The organism is Moritella sp. JT01 (assembly GCF_001574435.1).
Classification (GTDB): domain Bacteria; phylum Pseudomonadota; class Gammaproteobacteria; order Enterobacterales; family Moritellaceae; genus Moritella.
Genome location: NZ_LOCN01000019.1, coordinates 118,282 through 133,581, shown reverse-complemented (window position 1 = coordinate 133,581; position 15,300 = coordinate 118,282). Strand labels below are relative to the sequence as shown.

Sequence of the window (15,300 nt, the reverse complement as noted above, 5' to 3'; positions counted from 1 at the left end):
GGCTGAGTTAATTCTCATCCCTTTTTACAACTTTATTTTAATTTCGCAACACTTTCATTAGTCAATACATGTTAATTAACAAGTGTGTTGCGAGATGGCGTTCATTGCCAAAAGGGTGAGACTAGTTTGCACTAACCGACACTTTTGCTGCCATTGTTTGTGCTGTACCGTATTTACCGCCGGCACCTGTTATTTGGTGTACACCGTCATTATCTGAATCGGTTGTTGTACTGTTTTCCAACATATTTTCACCTGAATCACCAATCCATTCAGCTAACTGTTGGCCACCGTTCACTACTTTCTTGAACCAAGCTGTGTAGCGCTCAGTTAAGTGTTGTAGTTCTAGTGCTGGTACATGTTCGCCTTCTTCATTTGCAAGGTGAAGTATAGTTTCACGTAAACCACCCGATATTGCCGCAGCAGTTAACGGTGTGTGGATTGTTGCTTTACCTGGCGTTTGTGCCCAAGTACCTAATTCTGCATCAAACATGTTTTTTTCTACCGCGAGGAAGATAGAACGTGCAGCTTGTTTGTAAGTGTCATCTTGTGTTGCAAGGTAAGCTGCAACTAAACCACGGATTGCAGCGAATTGTGCATCAAGTGACTGGTTTTTATCTACTGATTTACCAACTGTAGCGCCATCGTATACTAGACCGTTTTTCGCAACTAATGTATTAACGATGTAATCTGCTTGTGCTTTTATTAGACTAAGTGCTTGTTTACCTTGAGGTGTTTCTAGGTCAACATCACCGCCGTCTGCAGCTGCATAACCAACAGGTAGTGCATCTTGTGAACGTTGGTAAATAGATAGTGCTACGATGCTGTATGCAGCGTCAAATGTCTCAACTTGTGCATTTTGTTTGCCATCGTATTTAGTTACAAATGTACCCGCTTTTTTATTGAAGTGTAGATTTGCTAAATTTTGGAACGATAGGTTAGCAATGTTGCTTGCAAGAGAGAATGCATCGTCAGCTACTACATTATTACTTGTTTTATTATCGATGTTTTGTTTCGGTGCTGCAGCAAATGGCTTGCCATCAAATACAGCTTTAAATGCTGGATTCTGTGCAGTATTCGCTGTGCGTTGGTCAGTAAATGCATAGAATTCACTTACAGGCCATAATAACATCCAAGTATCACGTAGTGATGATGAACCATCTGTAACTGTTAATTTACCGATGTTATTTACGTTGTTCTTTTGTGTTTCTTTAACAGCTACTTTGTGTGCAAACCAGATTGGGTTTTTAGATGCATCGTAGTCAGGACCGAATTTAACACCTAGGTTCTTACCGTCAAAGCCAAGCTGTTCTTGAAGAATGAGTAGTTTATCGATTGACATTTCAGTTAAGATCATGCCGTTGAAACCATCGGCAGCAGATACACCAAGACTGTGTTTACCGTCTTGATCCATTGTGCTTGATGTTGCTTCAACTTCTTCATCTGTTGCTGTCACGTGCATGCCACCTAAGAAATCTTGTGACCACATGACTTCTTTAAGGAAAATGCTGCCGATTGCACCTGGGTTTAAGGCTTTATCGAAACTTGCGCTGTCCCACGCTAGTGTTTTGTAATCACGGAAGTACGCTGGAGTAATTGTTTTATGGGTTGCCGCTTTACCTGTTGCAGATAATACTTCAATTTCTTCACCACCCACTTTCGTTGTATCTACTTTACCTACAAATTCAGGATTACCTGAAACGTATGGTACAGAAATAGGATACATGTTTAATGGAATCTCTTCACTTGGGAAGCCTACTGCGTCAGCAAGTGAGATGAAGCGTTTACCTAAGTCAGCAAGAGAGCCGCCACGCGCTTGGTTAACGGGACCATTAACTAGGTGAGGACCCATAGTAGACTGGTAGTTTAACGCGTACATCGCTTCTTCTGAATACTCGTAGCTTTCAATACCCGCTGCGTAATCGAATGCAGTTGGTTGATCAACTTGGTTAGGATCTAAAACATCAAGGTCTAAACCGAGGGCTTCAGCAAGTGGTTCACCTGATAATTCAAATTCTGTATATGCAAGAAAGTTTGCAGCAGGAGAAAGTGTTTTATCAAGTACTTTTACATTTGCAGCATGTGATACAAATGAAGCAGTAAGTAGCGCCGAAGAGATGGCAAAGCAAAGGGCAGATTTTTTCACAACAAATCCTTTTTATTTTTTATAATAGACTATGTCTTAATGAGAATAGTTCGTATTATCCATATAAATGTGCTAAATGCAACTCTAATTGATAATTATTACTATTTATAATGATCTAGCGCAATCTGATTTAAACTCGCGTAATAGTTGAACAAATTCTGCTGGTGAACGATCGAGATCATCGTTTGGGAAGTAAATATCATAACCAAGCGTATTGTGGAGATACTGCATTCGGTTAATAAACATGGCCTGTAGTCCGTGATAATTGTGGGTTACTTTTACGTCTGGATAAAGCATGTTATCGGCATTGCCATAGAGTGTTGAATTGGGTTCTGTGAGCATAATAAGCGCTCTTTGTTCTAATAACATGTGAGATAAAGTGGGTAGGGAAGCGCTATTGATAAGGTGCTCTCGCTGTTTGAGGCGGATACCTATGTAGGGTAACTCTTTTAACTCTAATCCCTCATTTATCTTTGGTATATCGATTCGTTGTATATCTTTCCAGAGGATAGTAAAACCACCTCGTGAGGTGAAATAATGAATCCCTTCTTTTGTCAGTGAGAAACGGTAATATAGGTCATTAATTTTCACGATGCCGACAATTAATAAACATATGCCAATAATAAGTGCCCCAGCTGACAGAGGGAAATAAAGGTAATTATCTGTGTCTGCGGATGTTGTTAACAACGAAGTTATACTGCTGAGAATGAACAGGGCAGCAACAATCGTCACTGTTACGCCATTACGTTTTGCGATAGGTCGTATTAACATGAGGTTCCTCCTCGCTAAACGCTATTATTTGTTTTCTATAGGTAATAATAGCTCAAATATAACGCCTTTATCACTCGGTAAGTTTCTTGCATTTATGTTTCCGTGATGGAAGTCACTGATTAGCTTGACAATATGTAAACCCAAACCTAGATGTGGTGTCTCAGATTGTTGGCGTATGGATACCATTGAATCAAATAACTGCGAGATATTATCGCTACTAAAATGTGGGCCTTGATTTTCAATCGTTAATTTTAGTTGTTTATCTTGTCTGGTGAGGGTAAATACAATGGCGTCATTGACTGGCGAGAAGTCAACGGCATTGCTGATGAGTTTATCAAGTAATTGTACGATGAGTTCGGGTGCCAAATTGATAGTATACTCAAGGTTATTATCATACTTTAACTGAAACTGATGACTGTTATAAATCTGTCGATAAGCTTCGGTTAACTCTTCTAACATATCGTCGAATGGCACGACTTGCCATTGCGCATATTCTAAACTCTGTTCCAACCTATTTGCTTCACTTAGCGCATTTAATGTTTGGCTTAAGCGGTTAGTACCTTGCATTGCGCGAGTGAGGTATTTTGTTGCTTCTGGATCTAAATTTGATAGTTCCATATTTTCGAGTGATGTTCGAATAACGGCAACGGGTGTTTTTAATTCGTGAGAAAGCTTATCTGCCAATGTGGCCAGATAGTCAGTGTACTTACCTTGATTAATAGTCAGTTGTTGCATCACTCGGGATAAATCGCCCAATTCATCAGGGAGGCGGCTGGCGGCTGGCACTGCCATTATTTTACCGTCGCTATCGATTGCTGCGCGGTAGTTTTTCTTCATTTGAACAATACGCCAAGACAAAGACGATGCAAATGCAAACAAGCCAGTCACAATAACGGCGATGATAGTAAACAGTAATATCAATAATTGGTTTAACGCTTCGCTGGCAGACAGTAAACTCTGTCGTGAATCTTGTACTGCAACAAAATAAAAAGGTTGGCCATGGATAAAAATGGTTTTACTGTGCAGTTGTTTGTTAATCGGTGAGTCTTGGTACCAGATTGTTTTTTCTAGTTGCTGTGGACGTCGCCAGCGGCCAAGGCTGGTTGGCTCTCGCCAATAAGGTAATGACTCTGAAGTAAACAATTTATTATAGATGGTGTGTGTTAACCAAGACGGTTCTTCTTGGATATCGTCATCTTCTAAACTATCGACTGTTACTTGTTCTGCATTTAGTTGTCCAACCAACCAATATTGGCTATTGAGTAGGTATAAACTGAGACCCGGTTGTATATAGTTAGCGAGTTGCTGATTTAATGCCCATTCTTCACGGACTAAGCTACGCTCGTACGTTGTCGCTGGCTTCGATTTAAAGTGTTGATTTTTTTGTTTGTTATTAAGCACGAGATCAAACCCAATCGCACTGCTTGCTAAGTTAATAGGTATTGCGATTTCAATATTATAATGACCATCTCGCCATAACCAGGTACCCGCATCTCGACTTGTTTTAATCGTTTGACTCATGTTATGCATTTCTACCCGGCCAGAGCCTTGCGGATTGATCTGCCAACGTGAAATAAGCCCGGTATTATTGATACTGCGAATATTGAGCTGATCTGCGATTTTTTTTGGTTGCATAGGGTTAAAATAATGCGGTGTTAGAGCGGAGGTCTGAATTAAGATGTAGAGTAATTTATCATTTGCAGCTAATTTAAATTTAACTGTTGTGGATGGCTTGGCCTCTGTTGATAGCCCTGCCACGTAATCATAGGTATTAAGTTGAAACCAAGGTGTGGTTATATTTTTCCAATCACTTTCTTCACCATCAAATCCATCTAATAACATTTTACTGTCAGTGAGCGGGGCGTAATAGTTACCTTGGTTGGTATTAAGGTTGGGATATTGTGATTGATTAAGCTTACGTTCTATTTGCTGTGCGGCGGCGGTCATTTGCACATCAAGTAACTGGCTATGACTTTGACGTAAACTCGTTTCTAAAACGCTCACACTTTGGCAGCCCGCCCATGGTAGTAATAGCATTAAGCTGGCAACAAGTAGCAGTTGAGTTTTTAGACTAAAGTGAATTTTCACTCGATGACCCAGCGATAACCCATACCATAAGCTGTTTTTATGGCGTTGAATTCGCTATCGATGTGGCTAAATTTCTTACGTATCCGTTTGATATGCGTTGTGATTGTATTGTTATCTAATACCACATGTGCAGCATCCATGAGCTGGTCTCGGTTTTTAACTTGACCTGGGTGCTTGGCAAGTGTGTGCACAATCCAAAATTCGGTTAAAGTGAGTATCACAGGCTGATCTTGCCAGTAAGTTTCAATACGTTCAATGTTGATGCGTAATGAACCTCTACTGAGTACTTGTTCATCTGCGGATTGTGGTTTTTTTAATGCTTGAATACGGCGGAATAACGCAGAAACACGCGCTAATACTTGATGAATACTGACGTCTTTTGTTAAATAATCATCGGCACCAAGGCGTAATGCTGAGATCTCGTCTAACTCGCTGCTACGCGCGGTTAAAAAAATAATTGGAAGCGTCTCAGATAGTTGTCGTAATGTACGGCAGAGGTCAAAACCGCCTTCGTATTCATCTTGTAAACCGACATCGATAATCGCCATATCAGGTAACGTAAGGGTAAAAGCCGCGAGTGCGTCTTGGCGGTTATGAAAAAGTGAAACACGATAGCCAATACGTTGCAATGCATCACGATAATTTTCTGCAATATTTATTTCATCTTCAACGAGGGCAATGTGTAATTGTTGTTTTATCATTCGGACTAACTCATAAGTCGATAACAGGGAGGTGGGTTTTTATGCAGTGCTATGTTATCAAGGATAAAAATATTAATACAGCTTTTAGCAAGCCTGTCGAGATTCATATCGCTTAAGCTTTTTAATAACAGGGCTATATGACGGGAAGTGTTGATGTTGAAGTATATGTTTGACTAAAAATAAAACCAACACAGCAGCGGTTGCTATCACTGTGTTGGTTTTATCGAACAAAGTCGAGGCGTTAAGCTACGTCGGCTTGCCTTACCCAGCGTAAATGGTTATTACGTTTTCTCTCAACAATACCAAACGATAGAAATTCTTCGAAAATGTGATCGACTTCTTCTATGCTTAACTTCAATATCTCTGCGATGTGTTTTTTAGAGCATTTTAAATCTTGTTCTTGTGCGGCTTGTAAGATAGCAGAAGACCTTATTGACATTTGTTTTTCAATTAATAAGGATTTATCTTCTAATTGAGCTGGCGCTTCAATTTCAATATAGCTCTGTGTTGCTAAAAGACGTAAGTGCTCAGCTTTACTCGCTTTTTCTTGTTCTTTTTTACGACGAATTGAATGGCGGAAACGCAGTTCCTCACCGATTAAACCAACAAAAAAAGCGGCGAAGATATCAAGTAATACCGATAAGAATATGACTAACCATGATTGTGCATCTTCTGTTGTCGTATTCAGAATTTTCGCAAGGCTTGCGATCAAACTGATAACCGAACCTTTTTCAGAGACCGGAACGCTATCACGCTCAATTCTAAGTTGTGTTTGTTTTTCACGTAGAATTTGATTTTCTTTTTGGATCCGAGTCACACCAAGCGAAATCATTTGTAGCTCTAGGTATTTATCTGCGGCTTTATTATTAAGCGAAATTTCATCGTCGATCGCGGATATTTGCAGGGTAATTGCATTTACTTTGTTATCGCGTTGATCAACATACTGTTGTGCCACATTGGTTGCACTGTTAATACCGCCAATACTGCCACCTATCGAAATCATGGCAAGGATACAATAGAATCCAAGTGCGATAAGTGCGGCATGAAATGCTTTGCGAGCAATACGCTCACCAAATTCATACCAAGCAAAGAATTTACCGAGTTCGAAAATAACGGCCAAACTACCGAATAAAATCTGCATGAGTAATTTATCGTGAATAGATAAAAAGAGTAGCAGTGAGAATATTACCGAGGCAGCGATGGCTGCACCAGTAAAGGCATACAGGCTGCACATGGCAAGTGTGCCTTTAGGGCGGCGTGTATATGTTAATGAAGAATCATGCATAGCGTATCTTAAAGCGGAAAAGTGACTGATTTGCGGGAATACTAACACGGCTAATTAGTAACAGATAACTACTTTTAGCTATTTTAAGAAACGGGCATATTTCGACCACTTTGTGAGGGAATTCTATTAAAACTGCCAGAAGAATCCCAAGCTTCCTACTACGTATTCTTTATGCTTGTCTTCTTCATAGTCAGGGCTCATTGCCACGACACTAAATTTGATGCCGATATTGTGGTAATAAGCAAGTAAACCTCCGGCAACTGTTACTTGTACGTTATTTAACGTGATATCCGGAACTTCATCAGGTGTATCACCTCCAATCGTAATATCGTTGAAACGATAACGAACTTCGGCTGTTGCATAAAGCATAATACCTGAGCTGTTTGGTGCCAGTAACATGCCTTGTAGCCGCTGAGGGTGTAGGCTTAGGTTATTATAGTTAGCCCCTAAATCTGGTCCCCAGCGTACAGTTGAACCCAATGCCACTTCACTTTGAAAATTACCTACGGCTAAGCGTTGATAAACTGACAAATCTGATTCACCAATAAGCATTTGCGGACGGCCGACAAGTTGATCCGCCTCTGCTGTGACCTGGTATACGACTTCATCTTCAATTTGATATTCCCAGCCTTGTGGTGGAGTTGCACTAATCCATTCATGAAGCTTGGTTTGTGTATCACCTGCTTTTGACTGTTCTCCGACTGTTCCCAGTAGCAACGAGAGTCGATAAGAGCTGACGGCGCTGTAACCTAATACGCTAGCTTCACCAAATAATAGCCCTGCGTATGGGCGTTCATTTGGTTGTGGTGTCGTCGCCGAAATATCACTCGGTGTCCACATCTGTTGTCCAATTTGGTAATTAACGGCATATTTCAGTGGGTTTGGATCAAAAGGCGTTAATGCTTGCCAAAAACGGTTATTTAATGCGGGTTCTTCAGTTGTATAATTGATGAAAACAGCATTGGTATAATTACCATCTTCATTTGAAATCACATCATTATGCATGCCAAATAACCAGCCACTTGCAAAACTCGCGTTAATTTGGCTTAAAGTCAGTAAAATAATGCTGCATAACTTAAAACGCATGTGTTTTCCTTATTGTCATTTTTATGTCGTTATTTATTGAATATGTGAATAAATAGATATTAAGCATTAATTGTACCAGCATTGTGAGTTGGGCGTTAATTTAATGCTTGATTGACGTGAGTCTAATGCGTTCTCATTGCTTGGTGCTAGTACTTGATACTTATTAGGTATGATTTTGGCTAAAAAAATTGCTTCGTATCAACATACAAAGACATACTAATGAGACAACAAGGATCGTTGTTTATTACTTCGCCCTAGTTACTGGTTTCTTTGATGGGGAATGAAATTGAAATCATTAATAAAATGCTGTGGTTTAATCACCTTCGGCCTCGTAACGTCGAGCGTTATGACAAATGTGAATGCTGAAATAAAAGTAAAGGGTAGTGCGAGCTTAGAGCAGCGGATTTTCCTAGATAGTCCTGAACAATCGACATATCCAGTGAGTGATAGTTACCCTTATCCTGTTTATCATCAACTATCAGCGGCTTTATCTCCGCATATAGAAGCGTCATCTAAAAAAAACAATATGGTGTATACAGTACATCCCTTTGTTCGTATTGATGAACGTGATGATGAACGTACGCATATTGATTTGAGAGAGTTTAAAGCTGCGCTTGTTACTCAAAAATGGGAAGCTTCTATTGGTTTTGATCAAGTACACTGGGGGGTGATGGAAAACCACCATTTAGTTGATATTGTGAATCAAACGGATTATCTCGAATCACCAAATGGAGAGGATAAGCTAGGCCAGCCTATGTTTAGGTTGGGTATCGACCTAAAAGGTGCGTTACTGGAAGCCATGCTACTGGTGGGTTACCGAGAACCTGCCTTACCTACACTAGGCGCTCGTTTTAGTTTCGAGAATGATTATAGCTATGAATATGCGGGTTGGGGCGAAGAGTATCACCCAGATGTTGCATTTCGCTACAGTAAAAGTGCCAAAAACATTGATGTTGGTGTGAGTTATTTTGGCGGACATACACGTACCCCCGAATTGCTAAAGTCAGCAGTGGGCGAGCCAATTTGGTATGTGAATTTAGTTGACCAGATATCAATAGATATTAAAGCTGATTTGAACCGGATTATTTTAAAAGGTGAAGTGCTATATAAGATCGTTGAAAGTAAATCGACGCGTGCTGCGGTATTGGGTGCGGAGTTTAGGTTGCTACAAACTAAAAATATTGGCGTTAACTTACTGAGTGAATATAGCTGGGATCAGCATGGTAAAGAAGCGCTTGATAATAGTTTTCAAAATGACATATTTGCGGGTGTAAGAGTTACTTTGAATGGTTTAAACAATAGCGAATTACTCATCGGTCATAATTATGATTTTGATTTTGGCTCTCAGCATGGTTTTGTTCAGGCAAAAGTGAATGTGACGAAAGCACTTTCTGTTGGCGTTGAAGGTTGGTGGTTTAATATCAATGATGATGACTATGCGAATAAAAGCTATAACGATGACAACATGATCCAATTGACTGGTTATTATAATTTTTAATCAATATAAATTATTTAACCTTGTGCTATTTTACCTTTGCACTATTTATCTTAGTAATAGGGGGGACCTGTTAATCAGACATTTTTTCAGTTATTCTGAGAACTAAGAGATTAGTTAATCGTATAAAAGGATTTTAAATGTTTAAGATAAATCAGTACTTTGATGGTCAAGTCGCTTCGATTGGATTTAAAGAAGCGGATAAAGAAGCAAGTGTTGGCGTGATGGCGGTCGGTGAATATGAGTTTGGTACCGCCTTAGCTGAAGTGATGATTGTGATTACTGGTGCGTTAACTGTGTTACTTCCAGGGCAATCTGAATGGCAAACATTCAATGCTGGTGAACAATTCAATGTGCTTGGTGACAGTAAGTTTCAAGTTAAAGTAGCGAAAGAAACAGCATACCTTTGCCAATACGGTTAATTTACAGGTAAATTAAGTCATAGAGTAGTGAAAAAGGGGAGAGTAAACGTTATGTTTACTCTCCCCTTTTAGTAAGCAATTAATTGCTTAGTGTTATTTTTTTTGCTTCGCATTGAATGCAGCAAGTTGCTCTTCAGTTGCTGGTAGCTGGTGGTTTTCTTTCCATTCAGCATAAGGCATTCCGTAGATGCGTTCTCTCGCTTGTTCATCTGTCACGTCTAGTTCCAGTTCATCTGCCGCAGACTTATACCATTTACCTAAACAGTTACGGCAAAAATCAGCCAAGATCATTAAATCAATATTTTGAACTTGTTTGTTATCATCTAAATGCGCTAACAAACGTTGTAATACTTTCGCGTCCAACTGATCTTGTTGAATTTGAGTTAATTCTGGTTTGCTCATTATCAATTCCTTGTTATTTCGCTGACTTAATCAGGCCTGTAATATGGCAACTAAAAACGATAACTGCAACAGCTAAGTAAATAGAAGACGCTACAATTAACCACTGTGGCATTGTAAACGATAAGAACTGCCAGTTAATTTCATCACAAAAACCGGTTGGGTTAAACAACCATGGTGCCCATTCATGGAGCGGTGCCCAAGTCGGGAAATTAGGGAAGAAGTCACACGTTGAAAATGGCGAAGGGTTCAATTGAATGTCGGTATGCTCAATTGCGAGGCTTAAACTGTAACCCGCGCTGACAAACCATAATGTAAAACCACTTAAGCGTATCGCTGGATTCGCAGGGGCTATCGCACCCACTAAGCCGGCAATAATAATGCCTATGATTGCTACACGTTCATAAACGCATAATACACAAGGGCTTAATTCCATCACATATTGGAAGAAGAGGGCTGATGCTTCTAACCCCAAACCTGTTAGGGCGAGTAAAACCCAAGGAAGGCGTTGTTTTGGTAGGTTAGAAATAAACTGGTACATATATTGTCTCAAATGAATTTAATAACTATCTACTTTTATAACATATTGTGGCGTTAGATATGAGATGTAGAGTGTAAAAATGTGTAAAAATAAATGCTTATGTAAAGCGATTACTTGTATAAAAAACGCCGCGAATAGCGGCGTTTTTTATGTTTTAGCTAGACTAGTGACCGGCTGATTTAACCGCTTCAGCTGCAGATTCTACATGGGCGGTAATTAAACCCATATCAAGCATCATCGTTGTTGCTGGTTCTAAGAAGTAGATAATGGCACCAAGACCAACTAACGTCATCACAATCGTATATGGTAATGCCATGATAACCATACGGCCATACGATAAGCGTAACAGTGGCGCTACTGCAGACGTTAATAAGAATAAGAACGCAGCTTGTCCATTTGGTGTCGCAACAGAAGGTAGGTTTGTACCTGTGTTAATTGCCACAGCAAGTAAATCAAATTGGTCTCGCGTAATGGTACCATTATCTAATGCCGCTTTAACTTCAGTAATATAAACGGTACCAACAAATACGTTATCACTCACCATCGACAAGATACCATTCGCTAAGTAAAATAGCGGTAGCTGTTGATGTGGGTCTGCAGCAAGTACCGAGTTAATTAGTGGAATGAACAACTGTTGATCAATAATCACAGCAACAATGGTGAAGAATACAGCAAGTAATGCCGTGAAAGGCAGTGCCTCTTCGAATGCTTTACCCAGTGCGTGCTCTTCAGTAATACCATTTAATGCTGTGGCTAGGATGATGACAGATAAACCAATTAAACCAACCGACGCTAAATGAAATGCAAGACCAATAATTAACCAAACCCCAATGGCTGCTTGCGTGTAAAGTTTAACACGTTCACGTTGGCTGCGGTTTGCATCTTCATACTTGTCAAAATCGACAAGGATAGTACGTACAGCCGCCGGTAATTCCGCGCCGTAACCAAAGACTTTGAATTTCTCGACTAGGACACAAGTCAATAGACCAAAAAAGAATACAGGAACCGTTACGGGGGCCATACGTAGTGCAAATTCCAGAAAATCCCAACCTGCTTGTTCAGCAATAATTAGGTTTTGTGGTTCGCCCACCATAGTACATACACCACCAAGTGCAGTACCGACACCAGCATGCATCATAAGCGTTCGTAAGAACGCACGGTAATCATCAAGATCTTGACGCTTAAGTTCATTTACAGATTCATCATCAGTATGGTCATGGTCATGTTTAAAATCACGGCCTGAAGCGACTTTATGATAGATGCTGTAAAAACCAATAGCGACACTAATGACAACCGCGATAACTGTTAATGCATCTAAAAATGCAGATAAGAAAGCTGAAACAAGAGAAAAAGAAAGTGCAAGTAATGCTTTTGATTTGATATTAATCAGCATTTTGGTAAATACATAAAGTAATAACGACTTCATGAAATAAATACCTGCAACCATGAAGATTAATAATAATAATACTTCGATGTTACTCACAATTTCATGCTGAACTTGGTCGGCTGATGTCATCCCTATTGCGACCGCTTCAATAGCAAGCAAGCCACCGGGTTGAAGAGGATAGCATTTTAGGGCCATTGCTAAGGTAAAAATAAATTCGATAACTAATAACCAACCAGCAATAAACGGGTCAATTGAAAAAACAATTGGGTTAATAATGAGGAAGGCAATGATTGCAATTTTATACCACTGAGGTGAATTACCTAAGAAGTTTAACTTTGCCGCCGTACTAAGGCTTATGTCCATGAGGGGTTATCCAATATTTGGTTAAGATTAAGTTTAAGGGATTTGAAAACGGGGATATTCTAAGCATATTTCGTTAGGTGCGCCATCCTTTTTATTGATACAGATTATTGTTATTGCAATTAAATTTATTTTAATATTTAAATCGGAAAATAATTATTCTAGTGATAGTATCTAATTTAAATCTGGTCGGACTTGCATCAGGATGCTAAGATTCTAAAGGACACAACCTGTTATATTTCCAAATGAGAAGTTAAATGGATATTACTGATAGTAAAACAACGAAGAAAAAGCGTCGGAATGACGGTATTATTAAGGCGAAAAGCCCAGCTGGATTTGCCGAAGAATATCTGATCGAATCGATTTGGAAAAATCGCTTCCCTCCAGGTTCAATTCTTCCAGCAGAAAGAGAACTTTCTGAGCTTATTGGTGTTACTCGTACTACGTTACGTGAGGTATTACAACGTTTAGCGCGTGATGGTTGGCTCACTATTCGTCATGGGAAACCAACACAGGTTAATAATTTTTGGGAAACATCGAGTCTATCTATTTTAGAAGATTTAGTGCGATTGGATCCTGAGCGTTTACCTGAATTGGTGAGTGATTTATTATCTGCCCGTACTAATATTAGCGTTATTTTTATTCGAGCTGCGATCAAACGCGATCCTGAACGTGTTGTAGAAATTCTAAATGAAGCTGAAGAACTTGCTGATGATAAAGAAGCCTATACTGCGTATGATTATAGTATGCTACATAAATTAGCCTTTTTATCAGGTAATTTAGTTTATGCGTTGATCCTGAATGGTTTTGATAATATGTACCGTATTTTGGGTAAAATTTATTTTGATTATCCTGAAGCTCGTGTATTAGCACGAAATTTCTACCAAGAATTGAAAGAGATAGCTCAAAATAATCAAGCGGATGAGAGCTTAAACGTTATCCGTAACTATGGTATGAACTCAGGCCTACTTTGGCAGCAGTACCGTGATGAAACATGGGATGATATTTGCGTCGCTTTTGAACAACGTATTAAATAATGATTACGCAATAATCTTATAAAAAAACCAGTCATTGACTGGTTTTTTTATATCCGCGGGACAGTTTAGACCTTAGGGAGGGAACTTTGGCTGATAACCTCCACATTGCCATTAGTTTGAACTTGTTCTAACCTAACATCAAAGCCCCATAATCGATGAAGGTGTTTCATTACTTCTTGTGCTGATTTCGCGTCTAGTGGTATCTCTTGGTGAGGCACATAGCGTAGTGTTAAAGAACGGTCCCCTTTTTTGTCGACATTAAATACCTGAATATTAGGCTCGTTATTACTGAGATTATACTGGGCTGATAGCTTATTTCGCAATTGTTGATACCCTTCTTCATTATGAATCGCCGATACTTCAATAAATTTACTGTTTTCGTTATCTTCGATTGAAAAAAGGTGCATATCACGCATTACTTTAGGTGACAAATACTGGCTAATGAAACTTTCATCTTTAAAATTTTGCATTGCAAAATGCAAGGTTTCTAACCAATCACTACCCGCAATATCAGGGAACCAAGCTGTATCTTCTTCGGTCGGGTTTTCGCAAATACGTCGAATATCTGTAAACATGGCAAACCCTAATGCATAAGGATTCACTCCTGAATAATACGGGCTATTATAAGCTGGTTGCACAATGACGTTAGTATGATTATGCAAGATTTCTAACATGAATTTATCCGACACTAACCCCTCGTCATACATGTGGTTAGTGATGGTATAATGCCAAAATGTTGCCCAACCTTCATTCATGACTTGAGTTTGTTTTTGTGGATAAAAATATTGACTGATTTTGCGAACGATACGAATTATTTCGCGCTGCCAAGACTGTAACAGAGGCGCATTTTTTTCTACAAAATAGAGAATGTTTTCTTGGGGTTCTACTGGGTAATTTGGTTCAACAGGCTCTGGTTTTTGATTATATTGGGGGAGGGTACGCCATAATTCATTGACTTGAGTTTGTAAATAATCTGTGCGTTCTTGTTGGCGTCGTTTTTCTTCACTGAGTGATGGTTCACTTGGGCGTTTATAACGATCAACGCCATAATTCATTAATGCATGACATGAATCGACAATATTTTCGACAGCATCGATACCGTATTTTTGTTCACATTCAGCAATATAATTCTTGGAAAAGACCAGGTAATCAATGATTGAATCTGCATCTGTCCATGATTTAAATAAGTAATTTCTTTTAAAAAAAGAGTTATGTCCATAGCAGGCGTGTGCAATAACTAATGCTTGCATTGGAATGGTGTTCTCTTCCATTAAGTAAGAAATACACGGATTAGAGTTGATAACAATTTCATATGCTAACCCCATTTGACCACGTTTATAGCTTTGTTCTGTTTGAATAAATTTCTTACCAAAACTCCAGTGATTATAACCAATAGGCATCCCTACAGAAGAGTAAGCATCCATCATTTGCTCTGCGGTGATGACTTCAATTTGATTGGGGTAAGTATCAAGTCGGTAGTATTCTGCAATACGTTTAATTTCGATATGATACTCTTCTAGTAGTGGAAAATTCCAATCGGGACCATCGTTGAGCTGCTTCACTTCATCTCTTAACATATAGACTC

Annotated in this window: 13 protein-coding genes; 3 read left to right on the top strand and 10 right to left on the bottom strand. The window is 39.3% G+C overall.

The genetic code is table 11. The features are described from left to right. Positions 1–121: 121 nt before the first annotated feature. The 6 genes from AKG98_RS14960 to AKG98_RS14935 all read right to left on the bottom strand — a co-directional run bounded on the left by AKG98_RS14960 (position 122) and on the right by AKG98_RS14935 (position 8,074). The gene (locus AKG98_RS14960; protein ID WP_067047428.1) at positions 122–2,143 is read right to left on the bottom strand and encodes a hypothetical protein; all 2,022 of its coding nucleotides are present in this window, start codon (positions 2,141–2,143) and stop codon (positions 122–124) included. A 105-nt stretch (positions 2,144–2,248) separates the two neighbouring features. Further along, positions 2,249–2,914, bottom strand: coding sequence for a DUF2982 domain-containing protein (locus AKG98_RS14955; RefSeq protein ID WP_067047425.1), 666 nt, complete (start codon positions 2,912–2,914; stop codon positions 2,249–2,251). Between the two features lie 24 nt (positions 2,915–2,938). Continuing rightward, positions 2,939–5,002 carry an ATP-binding protein gene (locus tag AKG98_RS14950; RefSeq protein ID WP_067047422.1) on the bottom strand — a complete coding sequence of 688 codons (2,064 nt, stop codon included), beginning with the start codon at positions 5,000–5,002 and terminating at the stop codon, positions 2,939–2,941. Continuing rightward, positions 4,999–5,703, bottom strand: a complete 705-nt coding sequence (pdsR, locus tag AKG98_RS14945; protein ID WP_067047419.1) for a proteobacterial dedicated sortase system response regulator — start codon at positions 5,701–5,703, stop codon at positions 4,999–5,001. Before pdsR ends, AKG98_RS14950 begins: the two co-directional genes overlap by 4 nt. A gap of 241 nt (positions 5,704–5,944) precedes the next feature. Continuing rightward, a complete protein-coding gene (locus AKG98_RS14940) occupies positions 5,945–6,988 on the bottom strand; it encodes a Preprotein translocase subunit SecY (protein WP_067047416.1) in 1,044 nt (347 codons plus the stop codon). Positions 6,989–7,114: 126 nt separating this feature from the next. Next, positions 7,115–8,074 carry a lipid A deacylase LpxR family protein gene (locus tag AKG98_RS14935; protein WP_067047412.1) on the bottom strand — a complete coding sequence of 320 codons (960 nt, stop codon included), beginning with the start codon at positions 8,072–8,074 and terminating at the stop codon, positions 7,115–7,117. A gap of 280 nt (positions 8,075–8,354) precedes the next feature. Here AKG98_RS14935 and AKG98_RS14930 point away from each other — a divergent pair, with 280 nt between their 5' ends. Then, positions 8,355–9,572 (top strand): hypothetical protein, encoded by a 1,218-nt coding sequence (locus AKG98_RS14930; RefSeq protein ID WP_228140320.1) that lies wholly within the window; start codon positions 8,355–8,357, stop codon positions 9,570–9,572. A gap of 137 nt (positions 9,573–9,709) precedes the next feature. Then, positions 9,710–9,991 (top strand): pyrimidine/purine nucleoside phosphorylase, encoded by a 282-nt coding sequence (locus AKG98_RS14925; RefSeq protein ID WP_067047409.1) that lies wholly within the window; start codon positions 9,710–9,712, stop codon positions 9,989–9,991. A 93-nt stretch (positions 9,992–10,084) separates the two neighbouring features. Here AKG98_RS14925 and AKG98_RS14920 read toward each other — a convergent pair whose 3' ends face one another. The 3 genes from AKG98_RS14920 to nhaB all read right to left on the bottom strand — a co-directional run bounded on the left by AKG98_RS14920 (position 10,085) and on the right by nhaB (position 12,681). Further along, entirely contained in the window at positions 10,085–10,393 is a 309-nt protein-coding gene (locus AKG98_RS14920) for a DUF1244 domain-containing protein (protein ID WP_067047406.1), read from the bottom strand. A 13-nt stretch (positions 10,394–10,406) separates the two neighbouring features. Continuing rightward, on the bottom strand, positions 10,407–10,931 hold the full coding sequence (gene dsbB, locus AKG98_RS14915; protein ID WP_067047404.1) for a disulfide bond formation protein DsbB: 525 nt from the start codon (positions 10,929–10,931) through the stop codon (positions 10,407–10,409). Positions 10,932–11,094: 163 nt separating this feature from the next. After that, complete coding sequence (gene nhaB / locus AKG98_RS14910) at positions 11,095–12,681, bottom strand: sodium/proton antiporter NhaB (RefSeq protein WP_067047401.1); 1,587 nt, start codon at positions 12,679–12,681, stop codon at positions 11,095–11,097. A 254-nt stretch (positions 12,682–12,935) separates the two neighbouring features. On the opposite strand from nhaB, the gene fadR reads away from it, so the two are divergent. Next, positions 12,936–13,715, top strand: coding sequence for a fatty acid metabolism transcriptional regulator FadR (fadR, locus tag AKG98_RS14905; RefSeq protein WP_067047399.1), 780 nt, complete (start codon positions 12,936–12,938; stop codon positions 13,713–13,715). Between the two features lie 65 nt (positions 13,716–13,780). On the opposite strand, the gene AKG98_RS14900 is transcribed toward fadR, so the two are convergent. Further along, positions 13,781–15,292, bottom strand: coding sequence for a SpoVR family protein (locus AKG98_RS14900; protein ID WP_067047396.1), 1,512 nt, complete (start codon positions 15,290–15,292; stop codon positions 13,781–13,783). Positions 15,293–15,300: the final 8 nt, after the last annotated feature.

Bases quoted from the DNA above. Each gene is read 5' to 3' on its own strand.
- fadR (WP_067047399.1), top strand. From the start codon at position 12,936: ATGGATATTACTGATAGTAAAACAACGAAGAAAAAGCGTCGGAATGAC.
- pdsR (WP_067047419.1), bottom strand. From the start codon at position 5,703: ATGATAAAACAACAATTACACATTGCCCTCGTTGAAGATGAAATAAAT.
- AKG98_RS14925 (WP_067047409.1), top strand. From the start codon at position 9,710: ATGTTTAAGATAAATCAGTACTTTGATGGTCAAGTCGCTTCGATTGGA.
- AKG98_RS14900 (WP_067047396.1), bottom strand. From the start codon at position 15,292: ATGTTAAGAGATGAAGTGAAGCAGCTCAACGATGGTCCCGATTGGAAT.
- AKG98_RS14940 (WP_067047416.1), bottom strand. From the start codon at position 6,988: ATGCATGATTCTTCATTAACATATACACGCCGCCCTAAAGGCACACTT.
- AKG98_RS14955 (WP_067047425.1), bottom strand. From the start codon at position 2,914: ATGTTAATACGACCTATCGCAAAACGTAATGGCGTAACAGTGACGATT.
- AKG98_RS14930 (WP_228140320.1), top strand. From the start codon at position 8,355: ATGAAATTGAAATCATTAATAAAATGCTGTGGTTTAATCACCTTCGGC.
- AKG98_RS14935 (WP_067047412.1), bottom strand. From the start codon at position 8,074: ATGCGTTTTAAGTTATGCAGCATTATTTTACTGACTTTAAGCCAAATT.
- nhaB (WP_067047401.1), bottom strand. From the start codon at position 12,681: ATGGACATAAGCCTTAGTACGGCGGCAAAGTTAAACTTCTTAGGTAAT.
- AKG98_RS14920 (WP_067047406.1), bottom strand. From the start codon at position 10,393: ATGAGCAAACCAGAATTAACTCAAATTCAACAAGATCAGTTGGACGCG.
- dsbB (WP_067047404.1), bottom strand. From the start codon at position 10,931: ATGTACCAGTTTATTTCTAACCTACCAAAACAACGCCTTCCTTGGGTT.